Origin of the sequence: Streptococcus cristatus (assembly GCF_001588905.1) — a bacterium.
GTDB lineage: Bacteria > Bacillota > Bacilli > Lactobacillales > Streptococcaceae > Streptococcus > Streptococcus cristatus_N.
The window spans coordinates 1-14,633 of the sequence record NZ_LAWH01000033.1; the positions used below are offsets into that span (position 1 = coordinate 1).

18 protein-coding genes and 3 pseudogenes are annotated in these 14,633 nt (G+C 42.9%); 20 read left to right on the plus strand and 1 reads right to left on the minus strand.

All coding sequences use genetic code 11. The annotated features are described in order from the left end of the window. The first annotated feature begins 448 nt into the window (after positions 1-448). From A0765_RS06990 to A0765_RS10675, 20 genes and pseudogenes are all read left to right on the plus strand, one after another. Positions 449-1,042: an MptD family putative ECF transporter S component gene (locus tag A0765_RS06990; protein WP_062005580.1), complete on the plus strand. Its 594-nt coding sequence runs from the start codon at positions 449-451 to the stop codon at positions 1,040-1,042. Positions 1,043-1,266: 224 nt separating this feature from the next. After that, positions 1,267-2,112: an SAM hydrolase/SAM-dependent halogenase family protein gene (locus A0765_RS06995; RefSeq protein ID WP_062005582.1), complete on the plus strand. Its 846-nt coding sequence runs from the start codon at positions 1,267-1,269 to the stop codon at positions 2,110-2,112. 11 nt (positions 2,113-2,123) lie between these two features. Next, positions 2,124-2,687, plus strand: coding sequence for an ECF-type riboflavin transporter substrate-binding protein (locus tag A0765_RS07000; RefSeq protein WP_061910022.1), 564 nt, complete (start codon positions 2,124-2,126; stop codon positions 2,685-2,687). 134 nt (positions 2,688-2,821) lie between these two features. Continuing rightward, positions 2,822-3,013: a hypothetical protein gene (locus A0765_RS07005; RefSeq protein ID WP_062005584.1), complete on the plus strand. Its 192-nt coding sequence runs from the start codon at positions 2,822-2,824 to the stop codon at positions 3,011-3,013. After that, positions 2,997-3,194, plus strand: a complete 198-nt coding sequence (locus A0765_RS07010; protein WP_005591814.1) for a helix-turn-helix transcriptional regulator — start codon at positions 2,997-2,999, stop codon at positions 3,192-3,194. The genes A0765_RS07005 and A0765_RS07010 overlap by 17 nt, the downstream gene beginning before the upstream one ends. 19 nt (positions 3,195-3,213) lie before the next feature. Beyond that, complete coding sequence (locus A0765_RS07015; RefSeq protein WP_062005585.1) at positions 3,214-3,708, plus strand: DUF6773 family protein; 495 nt, start codon at positions 3,214-3,216, stop codon at positions 3,706-3,708. Between the two features lie 43 nt (positions 3,709-3,751). After that, positions 3,752-4,228: a DUF6773 family protein gene (locus A0765_RS07020; RefSeq protein WP_062005587.1), complete on the plus strand. Its 477-nt coding sequence runs from the start codon at positions 3,752-3,754 to the stop codon at positions 4,226-4,228. Continuing rightward, a complete protein-coding gene (locus A0765_RS07025; RefSeq protein ID WP_062005589.1) occupies positions 4,225-4,902 on the plus strand; it encodes a CPBP family intramembrane glutamic endopeptidase in 678 nt (225 codons plus the stop codon). The genes A0765_RS07020 and A0765_RS07025 overlap by 4 nt, the downstream gene beginning before the upstream one ends. A 9-nt stretch (positions 4,903-4,911) precedes the next feature. Then, a pseudogene (locus tag A0765_RS07030) lies at positions 4,912-5,404 on the plus strand (DUF6773 family protein). Between the two features lie 136 nt (positions 5,405-5,540). After that, on the plus strand, positions 5,541-6,527 hold the full coding sequence (gene trhO, locus A0765_RS07035) for an oxygen-dependent tRNA uridine(34) hydroxylase TrhO (protein ID WP_062005591.1): 987 nt from the start codon (positions 5,541-5,543) through the stop codon (positions 6,525-6,527). A 156-nt stretch (positions 6,528-6,683) separates the two neighbouring features. Then, the gene (locus tag A0765_RS07040; protein ID WP_062005593.1) at positions 6,684-7,487 is read left to right on the plus strand and encodes a helix-turn-helix transcriptional regulator; all 804 of its coding nucleotides are present in this window, start codon (positions 6,684-6,686) and stop codon (positions 7,485-7,487) included. Between the two features lie 56 nt (positions 7,488-7,543). Further along, entirely contained in the window at positions 7,544-7,957 is a 414-nt protein-coding gene (locus A0765_RS07045; protein ID WP_062005595.1) for a VOC family protein, read from the plus strand. A gap of 9 nt (positions 7,958-7,966) precedes the next feature. Next, positions 7,967-8,320, plus strand: a complete 354-nt coding sequence (locus A0765_RS07050; RefSeq protein ID WP_062005598.1) for a TfoX/Sxy family protein — start codon at positions 7,967-7,969, stop codon at positions 8,318-8,320. A 284-nt stretch (positions 8,321-8,604) separates the two neighbouring features. Then, positions 8,605-9,516: a DUF4299 family protein gene (locus tag A0765_RS07055; RefSeq protein WP_062005600.1), complete on the plus strand. Its 912-nt coding sequence runs from the start codon at positions 8,605-8,607 to the stop codon at positions 9,514-9,516. A gap of 329 nt (positions 9,517-9,845) precedes the next feature. After that, on the plus strand, positions 9,846-10,607 hold the full coding sequence (locus A0765_RS07060) for a nucleoside phosphorylase (RefSeq protein ID WP_062005602.1): 762 nt from the start codon (positions 9,846-9,848) through the stop codon (positions 10,605-10,607). Positions 10,608-10,613: 6 nt separating this feature from the next. Beyond that, positions 10,614-11,468, plus strand: a pseudogene (locus A0765_RS10760) (ATP-binding cassette domain-containing protein); the annotation flags it as partial. A 27-nt stretch (positions 11,469-11,495) separates the two neighbouring features. Then, positions 11,496-12,299, plus strand: a pseudogene (locus A0765_RS10765) (energy-coupling factor ABC transporter ATP-binding protein); the annotation flags it as partial. Continuing rightward, complete coding sequence (locus A0765_RS07070; protein ID WP_062005605.1) at positions 12,292-13,128, plus strand: energy-coupling factor transporter transmembrane component T family protein; 837 nt, start codon at positions 12,292-12,294, stop codon at positions 13,126-13,128. The pseudogene A0765_RS10765 and the gene A0765_RS07070, both read left to right, overlap by 8 nt. Before the next feature lie 42 nt (positions 13,129-13,170). After that, on the plus strand, positions 13,171-13,431 hold the full coding sequence (locus A0765_RS10670; RefSeq protein ID WP_257000837.1) for a hypothetical protein: 261 nt from the start codon (positions 13,171-13,173) through the stop codon (positions 13,429-13,431). Between the two features lie 68 nt (positions 13,432-13,499). Further along, positions 13,500-13,757: a hypothetical protein gene (locus A0765_RS10675; protein WP_257000838.1), complete on the plus strand. Its 258-nt coding sequence runs from the start codon at positions 13,500-13,502 to the stop codon at positions 13,755-13,757. A gap of 51 nt (positions 13,758-13,808) precedes the next feature. On the opposite strand, the gene rsmG is transcribed toward A0765_RS10675, so the two are convergent. Further along, positions 13,809-14,522: a 16S rRNA (guanine(527)-N(7))-methyltransferase RsmG gene (gene rsmG / locus A0765_RS07080; RefSeq protein ID WP_062005606.1), complete on the minus strand. Its 714-nt coding sequence runs from the start codon at positions 14,520-14,522 to the stop codon at positions 13,809-13,811. Positions 14,523-14,633 lie beyond the last annotated feature (111 nt).

Below are 14,633 nucleotides of genomic sequence, written 5' to 3' on the forward strand. Positions count from 1 at the left end.
GTTGAGTAGGGCTGTAAAAGCTGATGAAATCAGCGTAGTAGAGCCCACTCAACCACTGCGTCTTGCTCGACAATCCAAAGACAATTTAGAGGCTAGGACTTTTGTCCCAGCCTCCTTTTGTCAGCTATCTTCCTTTGAAAAGTCTGAAAGTTTAATTTACATTCTATTTTCATAATGCTATAATAAATAAAGCTAAGTATAGAAAAATAGCATAATACATTACTTCTTGGCAGTGCTGGATTTTGCCCATGCCGAGGAAAGTTGCTTTAATAAACAACTAGTTTTCCTAGGAAGAAAGCTTATCAAGGATGCTAGATCTACAAACCTTGCTAGAACTTCCTCCTGCAGGAAGGATGGCAAAGCATGAAATGCGCATTTGCACGTATCAAGGATATAGCTATCAATAGTTTTATGAAGTTTTAACTTCAAAATTAGAAAGGATTCGATAATGACATCGTTAACACTGAAAGAGTTGAAATGGACGGGAGTCTTTGCTTTGCTCTACTTTCTCTGTGTCGGACTAGGAGTACTAGTAGGGCACTTTTTTGACAATGCTGGCAATATGCTCTATGCTCCAGTATTTGCTGCAGTTTTTGGCGGAAGCGTTTATATGTTGCTGCAAAGCAAGATTAAAAAATTTGGAGCGATCAGCTTAGTAGGCCTAATAATGGGAGGCTTTTTCCTCCTGTCTGGTCATTTTATGATTGCTGGTTTGCCGGGCTTGGTGTTCGGTCTCTTGGCGGACACGATTGCAGGCTTGGGCAAATACGAAAATAAATTCTGGAGTCTGCTTTCCTTTGTTTGTTTCTCTTTTGTTAATTCAGGCCCTATTATCCTCATGTGGTTAGCGCGTCAAGCTTATATTGATAGCTTGGTGGCGCGTGGGAAGACAGCGGAATACATCAATCGGATTTTGCTGCCGTTGGATTTTCCGACCATCGCTAGTTTTATCGTGATGGTAGTGGCAGGTGCTTTAATCGGTGGCCTGCTCGGTCAATATCTGGTAAAAAAGCGCAGTGCAAAAGCTGCCTCTCAGTCATAAAAAGTCAAGCCAGATGAAAGTTGCTGGATTTTCCTATCCTAGCTTGCTCAAGGAATTGTTCTGGCATAAGTTTGATCCAGAAATGCCCTAGCTTGCGTGCTATATCTTTGAGAAATAGACGGTTATAAAAAAATTCTATGCCTCCAGCTCTAGCGAAAAGAGCCTAATTTTGGTAAGATTAGAAGACTTGGAGAATATCAGGCTTAGGGCCTGGGAGGATTAAGATGAACAACATATTAGTGCTGCAGTCGGACTTCGGTCTGGTAGATGGAGCAGTGTCGGCTATGATTGGAGTGGCTTTGGAGGAATCACCAACGCTGAAAATCCATCATTTGACCCATGATATCACCCCTTACAATATTTTTGAGGGTAGTTATCGTCTCTTTCAAACGGTAGATTATTGGCCAGAGGGAACAACTTTTGTTTCAGTCGTGGATCCGGGAGTGGGCTCCAAGCGGAAAAGCGTGGTTGCTAAGACCAGCAAAAACCAATATATCGTGACACCTGATAATGGTACTCTGTCCTTTATCAAAAAGCATGTCGGTATCGTAGCTATTCGTGAGATTTCAGAAGTGGAAAATCGCCGCAAGAATACCGAGCATTCTTATACCTTCCACGGGCGAGATGTCTATGCCTACACAGGTGCCAAGCTGGCTAGCGGCCATATCAGTTTTGAGGAAGTTGGCCCAGAGCTGAGTGTCGAAGAAATTGTTGAAATCCCTGTTGTCGAAACAAGGCTAGCAGATAATTTGGTCAGCGGAGCTATTGACATTTTGGATGTTCGCTTTGGTTCCCTTTGGACTTCGATTACGCGCGAGGAGTTCTGCACCTTGGAGCCAAGCTTTGGCGACCGTTTCGAAGTCACTATTTACAACAATGATATGCTGGTTTATCAAAACCAAGTGACCTACGGTAAGTCCTTTGCGGATGTCCGTATCGGTCAGCCGATTTTGTACATCAATTCCCTCTATCGGGTGGGCTTGGCTATCAACCAAGGTTCCTTTGCCAAGGCTTATAATGTTGGTGTCGGTGCTCAATGGCATATTGAGATTAAACGTATAGAAAATTAAAGGAGAACATTATGAAAAAGAAATTGTTAGATACAAAGTTTACCATTAAAGAAGTCGTTGCAACAGGGATTGGAGCTGCACTTTTTGTAGTTATCGGAATGATTAGCATTCCAACACCTGTTCCAAATACCAGCATTCAGCTGCAATATGCGGTTCAGGCCCTCTTTAGTGTCGTTTTTGGTCCCTTTGTTGGCTTCCTGATGGGCTTGATTGGTCACGTTATCAAAGATGCTATGGCTGGCTACGGTCTCTGGTGGTCATGGATTATCGCTAGTGCCTTCTTTGGTTTCATTCTTGGTTTGTTTAAAAATCGCATCCGTGCAGCAGAAGGTGTTTTTGAAGTGAAGGACATCGTCAACTTCAATATCTTCCAGCTTTTGGCCAATGCTTTTGTCTGGCTCTTGGTCGCTCCGATTGGCGATATCTTGATTTATAGCGAGCCGGTCAATAAGGTCTTTGTGCAAGGCTTTGTGGCAACTCTGTCCAATGGAGTGACAGTTGCTGTAGCAGGAACCTTGCTCTTACTAGCCTACGCCCGTACTCAGACTCGCTCAGGCAGCCTTAAGAAAGATTAATCAAATTAGATAATTAAAGATTGGGAAAGTCCCAATCTTTTTTTATACAAAATAAAAAACAAAATGTAATTTATATATTGCATTATTTAAAATATATTGTATAATGTACTTATAAAGACGAAAGGAGCGCAAATATGAATAAGAAAGTGAATGCTCAGTTTATTTGTCTTGTATCGGCGATAGTTCTACTAGTTGTTGGCATAACTCAGAAAAATCAAAGCTTTATCATACTTGCTTGTACTGATGTCGTCCTTGGCTCTATTTTCTACGCCATAGGCGGGCAAAAGAAATACGAAAAGGATGGTGACTATGGCAAAAAATCTTAGGTTAAAAATGGCAAGGGCTGAGCATGATATGACTCAAGGCGACTTGGCTGATGCTATTGGCGTGACCCGTCAGACCATTGGCCTGATTGAGGCAGGCAAGTACAATCCCAGTCTTAGTCTATGCTTGGCCATTTGCAAATGTCTCAATAAAACGCTGGATCAGTTGTTTTGGGAAGAATAGGAAGAAAGTGAGAAAGAAAATGAAGGACAAACCACAAAAAGTCTATACAGACGAGCGGACTCTACAACTTGAGCGAAAATTAGGCAATGAAGTTGCATTTTTTGCGATCATTTTACTCCTTATTTCTATTTTTATCAAAATCATGATTTGGCATGTGCCAGTCGAAGGCTACTTACCAGAAATTCTGATTATTTTGAGTATGGAAATTTATGCTGGCATTCGTAGCTGGCAGTTGGGCCTCGATATCAGACGCTACAAGCCATCTGTTGGGCTTAAGAGTTTTAGAAGTCGTTTGGTTAACGGAGCTAACCTAGCGATTATAATCGTAGCTGCTCTGATGTGGAGTGGAAATTCAGTTATTCGACTATTCTTTCAACATTACCCAATTTTGCAATTTATTTTTATTGTAGCTTTGCTAACTGCCTTTTCTAGTATATTTGATCAGTTGGTCGATTATTTTTATCAGAAGAGACAGGTTTTATTAGACCAAGAACTAGAAAATGATGAGAATTAGAATCAATGAATCTTCAACTTATAAATAAGAAAGGGAGTAAAAAATGAAGAAGCAGCCTGTTATAAAAGATGAACGAACAGAAAAATTGGACGGCAAAGTTGCAGGAGAGTTAGTACTAGGAATGTTTCTCTTCTTAGCTATCTCTGTATTTTTCAAAGCCTATATCCTCCGTCTAAGCTTGCTGGCCTATCTGCCAGAAGGGATTCTGCTTACCCTAGTAGGTCTATATGCCTTGCTTCGTCGCATAAGCCTAGGCGTTGATGTTGGTGATATGGTGAGAGAGGAAAAATGGCCAGAGCGTTTTGGCGGTGGAATTGTCTTTGTTCTGATCGTTATAGGCATTGATTTCTTGGGTCAGCGAGAAAGTCTGGCTAGCATGTTCAGCATTTTGTATCTGCTCAAGCTGGCTCTTGCAATGATACTGTTTATGCTTGGAAGCTTGACCATGGACAAGATCAGTCTTTATCTAAACAGTAAGCGTCAGGCGAAGCTAGATCAGGAATTGGAGGATGAAGAATGACTTGGTGGAAACGATTGATCTGGGGTAGTTGCGCTTTCTTAGCCTTGGCTTTGTATATCCTCCCTATGCTGTTTCAGCAGCTAGCAATAACTTATCAATTTTCCAAACAGTGGACCATTGGTCTTGGGCTTTTGCTGATAATCTTCATTTTACTGGTCTTTGTCGTGGCAGCAAAGGAAACTGCCATCGTATCTCTGTCTGGAAAAATTTTTCAAAAAGGAGATGGGAAGCGAATTGCTCTAGGCCTCTTAGGCATGATGCTCATATCTGTCCTTGGAACGGTACTACTACGGTGGCTACATGGAGAAGTGACAACGGCTAATCAGGCATCTTTGATAGAGGAGTTTCGAAGAGGAGATATCATTTTATTGTCCATCATGCTTGGAGTTTTAGCGCCTATCGCAGAAGAAATTATTTTCCGTGGCATCATTCCTCTAAAAATCTTTAAAGGCTATGAAAGCTGGGGCTACATCATAGGCGGACTGCTCTTTGCGATTTTTCATGGCTCAACCAATATCATGTCTTTTGTGATTTATGGTGGTGCCTCTGTGATTTTGACCTTGCTGGCTTATCGAACTCGGCGCTTGGAAGTCAGTATCGCAGTTCACATGATCAATAACGGACTTCCTGCCATTCTTATGTTATTAATCCCTATTTTTGGAGTAGAAGTATAGGAGCTTGAAATGAAAATGAAACTTATTAAACGTCAAATCTTAGACGAACGGGAAGAGCAGCTGGTCAACAAAGCTGGTATGGAGAGTTTCAGTCTCATGCTATGTGACAGTTTAGCTTTATATATGGGTTCTGTAGCTATGAATGGGGGAGTCGTTCACTATCAGCCCTTCTTGATTTTGATTCTCATCAGCAGTTTTTAGTTCATGTGTCGAACTCAGTATTTGGGAGCCAATTATTACAATAGTTTCAGTCTGACTATCTGGGGGGGTACTGGTTGCGACAGGCTTTCTGACCCTTTTGATTGCCTGCCAGAATTTCCAGCTCAATCATACTATTTATCATAATAGTATTTTTCACCCCATGTTTCTTTTGGTCATTTTGGTTACATTTTGCATTCATCTTCCCTTGATGCTGCTGGTCAATATTCTCTTGGAGAGTCTCAGCAAGTGGCAGAAGAAGCGCTTGGAGAAGTATTTGGAAGAATTGGAGAAAGAGGGCTAACCTGCTTTTCTGCGTAGAGATTCCAGCTCTGCTATTTTCCAAACAAATTTTTTGCCCAGTTTTTTCAATCAGGTTATAATAAATAGATGAATTAAAAAATTCAGAAAATTTATAGAGAAATGAGAGTTGAAATCTTATGGCAAAAGATATTCGCGTCCTACTTTACTACAAATATGTTCCGATTGAGAATGCTGAGAAATTTGCAGCTGATCATCTGGCCTTCTGTAAATCTATCGGTCTGAAAGGCCGTATCTTGGTGGCAGATGAGGGAATCAACGGAACGGTTTCTGGTGATTATGAAACCACTCAAAAATACATGGATTATGTGCACAGCCTTCCAGGCATGGAAGACCTTTGGTTCAAGATTGACGAAGAAAACGAGCAAGCTTTCAAGAAAATGTTTGTTCGCTACAAGAAAGAAATTGTGCACTTGGGCTTGGAAGACAATGACTTTGACAACGACATCAACCCACTGGAAACGACAGGAGCTTACTTGTCTCCAAAAGAGTTCAAAGAAGCCCTTCTTGATGAAGACACTGTTGTCCTAGACACTCGTAACGACTATGAGTACGATCTAGGTCACTTCCGTGGAGCCATTCGCCCAGACATCCGCAACTTCCGCGAATTGCCGCAATGGGTTCGTGATAACAAAGAGAAGTTCATGGACAAGCGCGTGGTTGTTTACTGTACCGGTGGTGTTCGCTGTGAGAAATTCTCAGGCTGGATGGTCCGTGAAGGCTACAAGGATGTCGGTCAGCTTCATGGCGGTATCGCGACTTATGGCAAGGATCCAGAAGTTCAAGGTGAGCTTTGGGACGGTAAGATGTATGTCTTTGATGAGCGTATCTCGGTTGATATCAACCATGTTGATCCAGTTGTGATTGGGAAAGACTGGTTTGACGGTACTCCTTGCGAGCGCTATGTCAACTGTGGCAATCCAGAGTGTAACCGCCGCATCCTGACTTCAGAAGAAAACGAAGACAAGTACCTCCGTGGCTGCTCTCACGAATGCCGTGTTCACCCTCGCAACCGCTATGTGACTGAAAACGGCCTGAGCCAAGCTGAAGTGATAGAGCGCCTGGCTGCGATTGGAGAAAGCTTGGAAACACTAGTAGCTCAGTAATTGAATCGTGAAGATGAAAAACTTTAGGCGGATAGCGTCTAAAGTTTTTTCATTATTTATTTGCAGCTTAGCTCTTCTTTATTCAGGTTTTGATTTTTTGTCCTTTCTTTTTGATGTGATATAATGGGCTTAAATAAATGGGAAAGGAGCAAGTCTATGTCTAAAGCTATCATGGAAGAAGTGGCAGCCTATCTGCGTCAGCATGCAGATGAAGAGTTGAGTCTGACTGATTTGGCTCAGTATTTCCATTATAGTCCTTCCCATCTATCCAGAACTTTCAAGAAAAAGATGGGCTTTTCTATCAAGCAATATGTGGAAGCTCTTAAGATGGAAAAAGGTATTCAGGAGATTGTAGAAGGTCGGCAAAATGTGACCGAGACCTCTATGGAAGCTGGTTATGATAGTCTAGGCAGTTTTTCCAATACTTTTAAGCGGCATACTGGACTTTCGCCTAAAAAATATTATCAGGAATCAACCAAGGCTTATGATTTCATGATTAAACAGCTAGATGAGAAGGGAGCTTTGTTGCATCAGGATCCCGACTGTAAAAGTAGCAATCGGTTGACTGTGGCGCTATCTTATCCTGAGGGGTATGAACCACGCATTAGCTGTATTGGGCTTTTTAAAACCCGCATACCTAAAGAAGAGCCAGTTATCGGAGTAGCACTGAGTCAGGAGGGACAGTTTACTTTTGAAAATGTACCCGATGGTCACTACTATCTTTTGGCCTGTGAATTGCTGGAGGATTTACGCCTGTCTAAAAATTATATCTTGAAGCATAACTTTCGCTGGGGCAGCGATGAGCCTCTCACTTTTTCAGGCGATAGCATCTATCAGGAGGAAATCAGCATGCGCAGGCCCTTGCCCAGCGATCCACCTATTACAGTTAATCTTCCAGTTTTAATCATGCGTTCCCTAGCCAAACAAGCGCAATTGAGAATAAGAAAATTTTTATCTTAATTGATAAACTGATACTAGAGATTTATTCTCAGTTATAAACAATTGGAGGAACAATAATGAAATTAGACGTGTTTTTAAGTTTTAATGGTCAGGCCGAAGAAGCTTTTCGTTTCTATGCAGATCTTTTTCAGACAGAGATAAAGGGACTTGTCCGAGCCAGTGAGATGATGGATCCAGCTGACCTTCCTGCAGAAAAACGGGATAAGCTTGCCTGGATTGCCTTAGATTCGGGAAACTTGACCCTGAATGGAGAGGATGTAGGTGTTTTTAATGAGCTATCTATTCCTAGCAATCATCAGCCCAATCAATGGTTGGTTCTGAGTCCAGATAGTAGAGAAGAAGCCGATGAGCTCTTTGCTAAGCTTGCTGAAGGTGGTCAAATTCTCTATCCTTTAGAGGAACAAGCTTTCGCAGAGTTTTATGGCCGCTTGATTGACCGTTTTGGTATCGGCTGGGATGTGATGAAATGAGGTAGAAGGATGGCTTATAGTGAATCCTTAGCCCAGCAAGTCCGTGCCATTTTAGCTACTGAACTTCCTCCTCATGTTTTTGAAGAAGAGGTAGAAGAGAAGAAGATGTTTGGTGGCTTGGCTTTTATGGTCCGTGGTAAGATGACCGTTACTGTGAGTTCAGAAAGAGGACAGGAGCTTGTCATGGTGCGCATCGGTAAGGAAATGGAAAAGCAGGTTCTGCCTAAAAATGGTGCTAGTGTGACGTTAATGAAGGGCAGGCTTTACCATGGCTATATTGATTTAGATGGCGAGGGACAAAAGGAACTGTCTTACTGGATCAAGCTAGCTTTGGACTACAATCAGGAGCTGACGCAAAAATGAAGTGATAGAGCGCCTGGCTGCGATTGGGGAGAGCTTAAATGAAGTAAGTCCTGCATAAAGAATCAAAAACAGTCCACTGGGGCTGTTTTTGATATGGAAAGATAACCTGTTTAGTAATGGGGCTAAGCGTTATGTATTTTAGGATGATGGTATGGCAAGCTAGTATTTTTAGAAATAAATCTAGAAAATCTCTTATAGTTCTATTTTTCTAGTTATAGGTCTTTATTTTACATTCTTGTAGCATATGTTATAACATAACAAGATAATATAAGGATGTTTGCTTTATGAGTATTACATTTTCCATTCCAAATAAACGGGGTTTTCTAGGATTTCAGAAAGTTTTAAAAATCAGTGAATTGCTTGGATTTGTTGATGGACTTGAACCCCACCCTATACAGAAAGAGTTTGTGTACCTTGGACTAGATAAGCTTGCTCCATTGAGATGCTGGGTTCCTGCAAAGTCTGGCCGCTATATTGACTTGGAATATGATAAGACTCAACAAACTTACAATGTGCGGATTCTGACTCCTTCAACACTTGCTGATTGGTCTCAGGCCCTTACTTTGATTTCTAAGTTATCAAGTCGTTTGGGGACAAGCATCCGTGATGAACATGGTAGAGAATATAGCAGTTCAAGTGTCTGGGACTACCCTTATCAAGAGGACATAATTTTTGGCTTGGAGGACTTTCTAAAATCAGGCTATGAGCTTGTGTATCAAGATGGTATTCGGAGAACGCTTGCCCTGAGTCCACATCTGGTGGAAGGTTTCTTGAAGGCAGATAATCCTGCTCAGAGTTATAGCGATTTTTTCACCACTCGACAGTATATTGGTGCCTATGACGCTCAAAGTAAATTTTATGGAAGTGAGCAGAATGAAAAAATTTTAGGGACCTATACGCTAACTGCTGGTGTTGATACAATCCTTCCTCTCGTACCTACCCTCGCACCAGAAGATACTGAATATATTGATGAATCAAAACTTAGCTGGTGCTGTAATCTGGTCGGATGTGATGATGCAGACCCGGACAATCTGGAGAAATTCTTTATTTACAAGAGAATTTCATATTCAGATTTTTTGGACAAGCTTCCTGAAAATATGACACAATTATTTGATGCTGATAAAGTTCTTGTTTCTGCTATGACTTTTGCCCAAATGAAAGCTCTCTTTGAAGATTGCCAGGAGCTTATTTACTAGTCTTTGTTCATGCCAAGACTGGACTCAGCCAGTTTAGCTTCCATTTATGGATGAATAATCTTTTTATGTGAAAACTCTCATTCAGATTGAATGCCCTCCGATAGCTAGATATTAATCTAGCGCTTGGGGGGCAGTTGCTTTATCCCAATCTTTTTTGTTTTAAAATACATTTGACCCCATCCTTGCTATAGAGTCTGCCTATATCCTTGGCTAGCTAGAAAATATGCTGGTGATAGTCAGTAGACTGCCTTTTTATGATACAATAGTAGGATAGAGTCAGTGGACATTAGCTGGCTATTTCATGCTAAAGAAAGGGACAAAACAAGTCGATGATTCTTGAAGAGTTTGACCAAAATTGCAAGGCCATCATCAATCCAGAGGATTTGATAGAGCCTATTGAAGGCTTCCCACAGACGGCAGTGTCCTGCTTTGCTCGGGAGACCTTTGCCCGAATGCTGGCGGATTTTGACCATGAGTTGATTACGACGACATCTATGGCCAACATTGAAATTCCTATCTATCGGGTTTTTGCAGATGGGCAGGAGCTGGCTCTTTTCAATGCACCAGTTGGAGCTTCCGCTTGTGTGGCTATTCTGGAGGATTTGATTGCTTTTGGTATGAAGAAGCTGGTTCTCTTTGGGACTTGTGGTGTGCTGGACGAGGATATCAAAGCAACATCCGTCATTATTCCAACAGCAGCCTTGCGTGATGAGGGGACTAGCTATCATTACCAGCCGGCTAGTTCGGAGATAGCGGTCAATGTCGGTTTGCAGGATTTTCTGGTAAATTTCCTTGAGCAGCGAGGGATTTCCCATAGCTTGGGCAAGGTTTGGACGACCGATGGTATTTTCCGAGAGACTGCGGACAAGCTGCGCAGGCGAAAAGAGGCGGGAGCTATCTGTGTGGATATGGAGTGCTCGGCTGTAGCGGCTTTGGCGGCCTTTCGTGGCATTCGAGTTTGCCAGTTCTTTTATGCGGCGGATCATCTGTCTGAGGAGGCTTGGGATATGCGCAATCTGGCTAATCATGCGGACTTAGACGAGAAAGATAAGGTGGCCAATCTGGCGATTCAGATCGCTCTGGCCTTATAGAAAAACATGAAAAAACCAATTATTCAATTTGAAGATTTTAGTTTTCAATATCAGGCTCAGTCGGATCCAACTTTGAAGCATATTAATCTGACCATTTATGAGGGGGAAAAGGTGCTGTTGATTGGGCCGTCTGGCTCTGGTAAGTCAACCTTGGGTCAGTGTCTCAACGGCATTATTCCTAATATTTACAAGGGTCAGGCCAGTGGACAACTCTTAATTAAGGAGCAGCCAGCTTTTGACACCAGCGTTTATGACAAGTCAAATCTTGTCAGCACGGTCTTGCAGGACACGGATGGTCAGTTTATCGGACTCAGTGTGGCAGAGGATTTGGCCTTTGCCTTGGAAAATGATATGGTGGACCTGCCCTTGATGCGGGAGAAAGTCCTGCGTTGGGCCAAGCAGCTGGACCTAGAGCAGCTTTTGGATCACCGTCCTCAAGACTTGTCTGGTGGGCAGAAACAGCGGGTCAGTCTGGCGGGTGTCTTGATCGATGAGAGTCCAATTTTGCTGTTTGATGAGCCTTTGGCCAATCTCGATCCCAAGTCTGGTCAGGACACGATTGACTTGATTGATCAGATTCATAGAGAAGCAGCGACCACGACCATCATCATCGAACATCGCTTGGAAGACGTTCTTTATCGACCTGTTGACCGAGTTGTCCTCGTCAATGATGGGGAGATTCTCTTTAACGGTGCGCCGGATGATCTGCTCAAGACGGACCTCTTAGCAGAAAATGGAATCCGAGAACCTCTCTATATCACAGCCTTGCGGCAGCTTGGTTTTGATGTGGCAAGCGCGACTCATCTGGCTAATTTGACCAAGCTGGAACTTACAGGACTTTCGCAGAGACTGAGCGAGCAAAAAGCAGAGCAGGTTGACGGTAGGCACGAAGGTCTTTTAGAACTCGACCATGTTTCCTTTGCCTATCAGAGCAATCAACCTATTTTGCGGGATATCAGTCTGAAGATTTTCAAGGGGAAGCGGATAGCCATCGTTGGGAAAAATGGAGCTGGCAAGTCTACGCTAGCCAAGGCTCTCTGTTGTTTTATTGATACAGAAGGGGAGTATCGTTGGCAGGGACGGGATATCAAGGGCGACTCTATCAAGGAGCGAGCGGAGCGGATTGGCTATGTCCTGCAAAATCCCAATCAGATGATATCGACCACAATGATCTTTGATGAAGTAGCTCTGGGACTGCGGTTGCGTGGTTTGGCAGAGGCGGAAATTGAAGAAAGGGTTCATGCTGTTCTCAAAACTTGCGGTCTCTATGAATTCCGCAGTTGGCCGATTTCAGCCCTGTCTTTTGGTCAGAAGAAGCGGGTAACCATTGCTTCTATCTTGGTGCTAAATCCAGAGATTATCCTTTTGGATGAGCCGACAGCTGGTCAGGATCAGCGCCATTATACAGAAATGATGGACTTTCTCGATGAGCTAAACCAGCAGGGACACACGATTATTATGATTACCCATGATATGCAGCTCATGCTGGATTATTCGGATCGGGCCATCGTGGTGGTGGACGGTCAGATTTTAGCAGACCAGTCTCCTGCTCAGGTTTTGTCCAATCATGAGTTGATTGCAGCAGCCAATCTAAAGGAAACATCGATTTTTAGCTTGGCTGAGAAGCTGGGAGTGGATCCGCTAGCTCTGACCCAATTCTACATGCGAAAAAAGGAGGAAAGTCATGTTTAATCAACAGAAATTGATTGGCTACCATGCCGGAAAGACTTTTCTCCATGCTCTTTCTGGTGCTAGTAAACTAATCTTTTTTATCCTGGTTTCGGTGGCGGCCATGATGAGCTATGATACGCGCTTCCTCCTTCTTGTGGCGCTAGCTTCTCTAATTTTATTTAGAGTGTCTGAGATTCGGCTGAAAGATATTTCTTTCGTTTTGGCTTTTGCGGGAACCTTTGCAGCGCTGAATATTCTCATGGTCTATCTCTTTGCCCCTCAGTATGGGGTGGAAATTTACGGAGCCAAGAATCTGCTCTGGACAGGATGGGGAGCTTATAATCTCACGCTTCAGGAGCTCTTTTATCTCTTGAATCTTTTGCTCAAGTATTTCTCAACGATTCCCCTAGCGGTGATCTTTCTCATGACCACCCATCCCAGTCAATTTGCTTCCAGTCTGAATCAAATCGGCCTTTCCTATAAGATTGCCTATGCGGTCAGCCTGACCCTGCGTTATATTCCAGATTTGCAGGAGGAATTTTACCTCATCAAGATGTCTCAAGAGGCGCGTGGGCAAGAATTATCCAAGAAAGCTCCCCTCAGCAAGCGGGTCAAGGGCAATCTGCAAATCGTAATTCCCCTGATTTTCAGCTCGCTCGAGCGAATCAATACTATCGCGACGGCCATGGAGCTGCGCCGCTTTGGGAAAAACAAAAAGCGGACCTGGTATACCCAGCAAGCCTTCGGAAAACTAGACAAACTTGTAATCGTGGTGTCTGTCCTTCTACTAGCCCTCAGCCTTCTTCTTTTCGTTGTCAATCAAGGACGCTTTTATAATCCTTGGGCCTAAGCTAAAGGTGGAAAACAAGCCAGGTTTGGATTGAGAGGATAATTGGTGCAAGAAAAAATAAATGTTAAATTTTATAAGGAATTAGTTTTTCCTGTTTTTTGTGGTCTAGGGGCTTTCGTTTTGCTCTTAGCTTTGTCACAGACAGATGAAGTCGGGGGGAGAATGGCCCTGATTTCAATCATCTTGCTAATAGGGATGAGTGGTCTCTTTACTTGCCTTGCTATAGTCAATAGAGAAAAGAGTTTACGACGCTGTCAAGAGCTTTATTCTCACTTTCCAGAGCTGGAAAAGATTTTCAACTGATTTATAGCGATTCTCGTTATGCGCGTGAAAGTCTATCTCTCTATCTATACAAGGATGCCATCATACGGGTGGATGCTTATTTCCAATTTCTCATGCTTTCTGACTTAGCTGATCTGACCATTAAGATTGAGGAAGTGGAAAAAAAGAACCATGTAAAAGTTCATCACTTGTATCTGTATTACAATCCAATGAGTTCTAACAAAGATATTCGTCTGGCTTTTGGGCCTTATACGGATCAAAAATATATTGACTTATTACAGTTTTTAGATGTGATAAATCAAGTTGCTCCTTGGATTCGAATCTATAATGAAGCTGTGGAAAAATAATATGGTTTAACAAACATAAAAAATTAGGCAAGGATTGCCTGATTTTTCTTTTTATAATGGTCTTTTATTTGGCATACCGGCCTTGCGGGGGTATTTGTTGGGCGTTTCTTTCTTCTTTTCAACCACTGTGATAAAGCGGGGATCACCGTTTGGTAGGGCATAACTGAGGTTGTCTTGGACTTTGCTAAAGAGGAGACTCAAGGCATTTTTGGCTTCCTCTAGCTCCTCGGGGGCGTTGGAAGCCTTGAGTGCCAGCAGTTTACCCCCTACTTTCAGATAGGGAATGGTCAGTTCAGATAGGACCTGCATGCGAGCGACTGCACGGGCAGTGACTAGGTCAAATTGAGCTCGAAAGGCCTTGTCCTGAGCAAAGTCTTCTGCACGACCGTGGTAGAAGTGAACCTTGTCCAACCCGAGCTCCTCTGCCAGCAGTTTGAGGAAGTTGATGCGTTTGTTGAGGGAGTCAATGATAGTCACATCCAGCTGGGGACAGATGATTTTCATAGGGAGGCTGGGAAAGCCTGCACCTGCTCCGATGTCCAGAAGCTTAAGCTCTTGATTATCAATCAGACCTCGCAAAACGGGGGCAATTGAATCATAAAAATGCTTGAGATAGACTTCATTTTTCTCTGTGATAGCTGTCAGATTGATTTTTTCATTCCATTCGACCAAAAGTTCAAAATAACGCTCAAACTGGTCTTTCTGGCGGTCGGTCAGTTCAATTCCCTGCTGGCTCAATAGCTGATAAAATTCTTGCGGTGTCATAGTTTCATCCTTGTTTGTCAGTATTCATCCTATTATATCATAAAACGGGGTAAGGTGCTTCTGCCTATCAGCCTCTTGGGCCTCCAAGGATTAGATGATGACTTGCCCTGA

Excerpts from the sequence above, each read along its gene's own strand:
- A0765_RS07010 (WP_005591814.1), top strand. The coding sequence starts at position 2,997 with ATGGCAAAAAATCTTAGGTTAAAAATGGCAAGGGCTGAGCATGATATG.
- A0765_RS07000 (WP_061910022.1), top strand. The coding sequence starts at position 2,124 with ATGAAAAAGAAATTGTTAGATACAAAGTTTACCATTAAAGAAGTCGTT.
- A0765_RS07015 (WP_062005585.1), top strand. The coding sequence starts at position 3,214 with ATGAAGGACAAACCACAAAAAGTCTATACAGACGAGCGGACTCTACAA.
- A0765_RS07025 (WP_062005589.1), top strand. The coding sequence starts at position 4,225 with ATGACTTGGTGGAAACGATTGATCTGGGGTAGTTGCGCTTTCTTAGCC.
- A0765_RS07005 (WP_062005584.1), top strand. The coding sequence starts at position 2,822 with ATGAATAAGAAAGTGAATGCTCAGTTTATTTGTCTTGTATCGGCGATA.
- A0765_RS07070 (WP_062005605.1), top strand. The coding sequence starts at position 12,292 with ATGTTTAATCAACAGAAATTGATTGGCTACCATGCCGGAAAGACTTTT.
- A0765_RS07045 (WP_062005595.1), top strand. The coding sequence starts at position 7,544 with ATGAAATTAGACGTGTTTTTAAGTTTTAATGGTCAGGCCGAAGAAGCT.
- A0765_RS06990 (WP_062005580.1), top strand. The coding sequence starts at position 449 with ATGACATCGTTAACACTGAAAGAGTTGAAATGGACGGGAGTCTTTGCT.
- A0765_RS07050 (WP_062005598.1), top strand. The coding sequence starts at position 7,967 with ATGGCTTATAGTGAATCCTTAGCCCAGCAAGTCCGTGCCATTTTAGCT.
- trhO (WP_062005591.1), top strand. The coding sequence starts at position 5,541 with ATGGCAAAAGATATTCGCGTCCTACTTTACTACAAATATGTTCCGATT.
- A0765_RS07060 (WP_062005602.1), top strand. The coding sequence starts at position 9,846 with ATGATTCTTGAAGAGTTTGACCAAAATTGCAAGGCCATCATCAATCCA.
- A0765_RS07055 (WP_062005600.1), top strand. The coding sequence starts at position 8,605 with ATGAGTATTACATTTTCCATTCCAAATAAACGGGGTTTTCTAGGATTT.
- A0765_RS07040 (WP_062005593.1), top strand. The coding sequence starts at position 6,684 with ATGTCTAAAGCTATCATGGAAGAAGTGGCAGCCTATCTGCGTCAGCAT.
- A0765_RS07020 (WP_062005587.1), top strand. The coding sequence starts at position 3,752 with ATGAAGAAGCAGCCTGTTATAAAAGATGAACGAACAGAAAAATTGGAC.
- rsmG (WP_062005606.1), bottom strand. The coding sequence starts at position 14,522 with ATGACACCGCAAGAATTTTATCAGCTATTGAGCCAGCAGGGAATTGAA.
- A0765_RS06995 (WP_062005582.1), top strand. The coding sequence starts at position 1,267 with ATGAACAACATATTAGTGCTGCAGTCGGACTTCGGTCTGGTAGATGGA.